The sequence below is a fragment of the Mycobacterium sp. genome (assembly GCF_019243155.1).
Lineage (GTDB): Bacteria > Actinomycetota > Actinomycetes > Mycobacteriales > Mycobacteriaceae > Mycobacterium.
Genome location: NZ_JAFAUS010000385.1, coordinates 1 through 4,023, shown reverse-complemented (window position 1 = coordinate 4,023; position 4,023 = coordinate 1). Strand labels below are relative to the sequence as shown.

4 protein-coding genes and 1 pseudogene are annotated in these 4,023 nt (G+C 67.9%); all 5 read left to right on the top strand.

The window, feature by feature from the left end; translation table 11 throughout:
* Nucleotides 1–1,425 (top strand): Rne/Rng family ribonuclease (locus tag JOZ00_RS19955; protein ID WP_293346851.1); only part of this gene is annotated, 1,425 nt, incomplete at its 5' end.
* A gap of 218 nt (nucleotides 1,426–1,643) precedes the next feature.
* Nucleotides 1,644–1,955, top strand: coding sequence for a 50S ribosomal protein L21 (gene rplU, locus JOZ00_RS19950; RefSeq protein ID WP_293346848.1), 312 nt, complete (start codon nucleotides 1,644–1,646; stop codon nucleotides 1,953–1,955).
* 12 nt (nucleotides 1,956–1,967) lie between these two features.
* Complete coding sequence (rpmA, locus tag JOZ00_RS19945; RefSeq protein ID WP_293346844.1) at nucleotides 1,968–2,222, top strand: 50S ribosomal protein L27; 255 nt, start codon at nucleotides 1,968–1,970, stop codon at nucleotides 2,220–2,222.
* 59 nt (nucleotides 2,223–2,281) lie between these two features.
* Nucleotides 2,282–3,730 (top strand): GTPase ObgE, encoded by a 1,449-nt coding sequence (gene obgE, locus JOZ00_RS19940; protein ID WP_293346841.1) that lies wholly within the window; start codon nucleotides 2,282–2,284, stop codon nucleotides 3,728–3,730.
* Nucleotides 3,724–4,023, top strand: a pseudogene (locus JOZ00_RS19935) (glutamate 5-kinase); the annotation flags it as partial. The gene obgE and the pseudogene JOZ00_RS19935, both read left to right, overlap by 7 nt.

The following is a 4,023-nucleotide window of genomic DNA, read 5'->3' as shown; positions in this document are numbered from 1 at the left end:
GAGATCCTGCGTGAGGTGGTTCCGTCCGACGCCGGCGTGATCATCCGCACCGCGTCCGAAGGGGTCAAAGAGGACGGCATCCGCACCGACGTCTCCCGCCTGCAGGAGCGCTGGCAGCAGATCGAGGCGAAGGCCATCGAGACCAAGCAGAAGGCCGCAGGCTCCGCGGTGGCGCTCTACGAAGAGCCCGACGTGCTGGTCAAGGTCATCCGCGACCTGTTCAACGAGGACTTCGCGGGCCTGGTGGTCTCCGGCGACGAGGCCTGGAACACGATCAACGAGTACGTGAATTCCGTTGCCCCCGAACTTGTTTCCAAGCTGACGAAGTACGAGCCCCCGACGGGGCCCGACGGGGCGGCCGGGCCGGACGTGTTCGCGGTGCACCGCATCGACGAACAGCTCGCCAAGGCGATGGACCGCAAGGTGTGGCTGCCCTCGGGCGGCACGCTGGTGATCGACCGGACCGAGGCCATGACGGTCGTCGACGTCAACACCGGCAAGTTCACCGGCTCGGGCGGCAATCTCGAGCAGACCGTCACCAAGAACAACATGGAGGCGGCCGAGGAGATCGTCCGCCAACTGCGGCTGCGCGACATCGGCGGCATCGTGGTCATCGACTTCATCGACATGGTGCTCGAGTCCAACCGCGACCTGGTGTTGCGCAGGCTGACCGAGGCGCTGGCGCGGGATCGTACCCGCCACCAGGTCTCCGAGGTCACCTCGCTGGGCCTGGTTCAGCTGACCCGCAAGCGGTTGGGCACCGGCCTCATCGAGGCCTTCTCGACGTCATGTCCGAACTGTGCTGGCCGTGGCATCCTGCTGCACGCCGACCCGGTCGACTCGGCCCCGTCCAGCGGGCGTAAGTCCGAATCGGGTGGCCGCCGGGGCCGCCGGTCCAAGAAGAACCGCGGCGAAGAGCCCGCCGATCAGCCCGCCGTGGCCAAAGTGCCGGTGCACGCCCCCGGTGAGCACCCGATGTTCAAGGCGATGGCCGCCGGCTCCGCCACGCAGACCGACAGCGCTGACGTCGAGGAATCCGACGGCGAGGAAGCCACCAGCGACCTCGATGAGCACAAGAAGCGCATCGTCGCCGACGGGGAGGACACCGACCAGGAGGGCTTCGACGACTCCGACGACGACGAAGACACCGACGACAGTGACGAGGACGACGACACCGACGACGATGACGACCTCGACGACGACGATGAGGACCTCGACGATGACGACGAGGATCTCGACGATGACGACGATGACGACGATGACGACGAAGACCTCGAACTGGACGATGACGACGAACTGGATGACGAGGACGACGACTCCGACGACGACGCCGGGGGCGCCTTTCGGGCCGGCCCGGCGCAGGGACGCCCACGTCGGAGGCGTTCGGCGGGTAGGCCCGCCGGCCCGCCGATCCACGTGGACTGAGCCACGCCGCGGTTTGACCCTGTAGCCGCTGGTCACGTACCCTTGGACAGTTGTCGCCAGGTCGGCGAGTAGACTGATCCGGCGACGACGCGGCCCGGGACTGCCGGGCAATAGACGCGGACCCGCGTCCCAGACCCACCACGAAACCGGCCGGTGGCGCGCGCGTGAAGCGCGGAGCAGCGGCTGAGCAGAGGCTAGAAGAGAAGGCAGGAGCAACGATGGCGACCTACGTAATCGTCAAGACGGGCGGCAAGCAGTACAAGGTCGCCGTCGGAGACGTGGTCAAGGTCGAAAAGCTCGACTCCGAGCCGGGTGCAAACGTGTCGCTGCCGGTCGCCCTCGTGGTCGACGGCGCGAAGGTGACCACCGATGCCACCGCGCTGGCCAAGGTCGCAGTGACCGGCGAGGTGCTCGAGCACACCAAGGGCCCCAAGATCCGTATCCACAAATTCAGGAACAAGACCGGCTACCACAAGCGTCAGGGACACCGTCAGCAGCTGACGGTCCTGAAGGTCACCGGCATCAAGTAAAGGCGGCGAGACATGGCACACAAGAAGGGCGCTTCCAGCTCGCGCAACGGCCGCGACTCAGCCGCTCAGCGGCTCGGGGTCAAGCGGTTCGGCGGTCAGGTCGTCAAGGCCGGCGAGATCATCATTCGCCAGCGCGGCACCAAGTTCCACCCCGGCATCAACGTGGGCCGCGGTGGCGATGACACGTTGTTCGCCAAAGAAGCCGGAGCGGTCGAGTTCGGTATCAAGCGCGGACGCAAGACCGTCAACATCGTCGCGGCCGACTGAGCCATTCCCGGGCCCGGCCCGGGTGCATCGGCGTGCGACGGTAATTGAGAGGACCCTCGATGCCTCGTTTTGTCGATCGCGTCGTCATCCACGCGCGCGCCGGTTCGGGCGGAAACGGCTGCGCCTCAGTCCATCGGGAGAAATTCAAGCCGCTGGGCGGCCCGGACGGCGGGAACGGCGGCCGCGGCGGCAGCATCGTCTTCGTCGTCGACCCGCAGGTCCACACGCTGTTGGACTTCCACTTTCATCCGCACGTCACTGCGCCGTCGGGCAAACAGGGGATGGGCAGCAACCGCGACGGCGCCGCCGGCGCGGACCTGGAGGTCAAGGTCCCCGACGGCACGGTCGTGTTGGACGAAAAAGGCCGAATGCTCGCCGATCTGGTGGGTGCCGGTACCCGATTCGAGGCGGCGGCCGGTGGCCGCGGCGGCCTCGGTAACGCCGCGCTCGCGTCGCGGGCCCGCAAGGCTCCAGGCTTCGCGCTGCTCGGTGAGCAGGGCGAGACCCGGGACCTGACGCTCGAGCTCAAGACCGTCGCCGACGCCGGCCTGATCGGGTTCCCGTCGGCCGGCAAATCCTCACTCGTGTCGGCGATTTCGGCGGCCAAGCCGAAGATCGCCGACTACCCGTTCACCACGCTGGTCCCCAACCTCGGTGTGGTCTCGGCGGGCGAACACACCTTCACGGTCGCCGACGTGCCCGGTCTGATTCCGGGAGCCTCGCAGGGCCGCGGCCTGGGTCTGGATTTCCTGCGGCACATCGAGCGGTGCGCCGTGCTGGTACACGTGATCGACTGCGCCACCGCCGAACCGGGCCGCGATCCCATCTCCGACATCGACGCGCTGGAAGCCGAACTCGCTGCCTACACGCCCACTTTGCAAGGGGATGCCACGCTGGGGGACCTCGCCGAACGGCCAAGGGCGGTGGTGCTCAACAAGATCGACGTACCCGAGGCTCGCGAGCTCGCCGAGTTCGTCCACGACGAGATCGCGCAGCGCGGCTGGCCGGTGTTCAGCGTCTCGACCGTCGCGCGGGAAAACCTGCAGCCGTTGATCTTCGGGCTGTGGGAGATGATCTCGGCGTATAAGGCGGCGCAGCCGGAAATCGTGCCGCGGCGGCCGGTGATTCGCCCGGTTCCCGTCGACGACAGCGGCTTCACCGTCGAACCGGACCTCTCGCAGCCGGGCGGCTTCGTCGTCAAGGGCGCGCGCCCGGAACGCTGGGTCCGCCAGACCAACTTCGACAACGACGAAGCCGTGGGATACCTGGGCGACCGGTTGGCTCGCCTGGGCGTCGAGGACGAACTCCTGCGGCTGGGCGCGGAGCCGGGATGCGCGGTCACCATCGGGGATATGACATTCGACTGGGAGCCGCAAACGCCTGCGGGACAACAGGTTGCGCTGTCCGGCCGAGGCACTGACGTGCGGCTGGAGCGCAGCGATCGCGTCGGTGCCGACGAGCGCAAGGCCGCCCGGCGGCAGCGCCGCGAACGCGGCGACGAATCGTGAGCCAACAGCGCGACGCGGTCCGTACCGCCCGCAGCCTGGTGGTCAAAGTCGGCACCAACGCATTGACCACGCCGTCGGGGGTGTTCGACGCCGGGCGGCTGGCCGGACTAGCCGACGCGATCGAAGCGCGGATGAAGGCGGGCACTGACGTCGTCATCGTGTCCTCGGGTGCGATCGCCGCCGGTATCGAGCCGCTCGGATTATCCCGTCGCCCTAGGGATCTCGCGACCAAGCAGGCCGCGGCCAGCGTCGGGCAGGTCGCGCTGGTGAACTCGTGGAGCGCGGCCTTCGCC

Excerpts from the sequence above, each read along its gene's own strand:
- rplU (WP_293346848.1), top strand. The coding sequence starts at position 1,644 with ATGGCGACCTACGTAATCGTCAAGACGGGCGGCAAGCAGTACAAGGTC.
- rpmA (WP_293346844.1), top strand. The coding sequence starts at position 1,968 with ATGGCACACAAGAAGGGCGCTTCCAGCTCGCGCAACGGCCGCGACTCA.
- obgE (WP_293346841.1), top strand. The coding sequence starts at position 2,282 with ATGCCTCGTTTTGTCGATCGCGTCGTCATCCACGCGCGCGCCGGTTCG.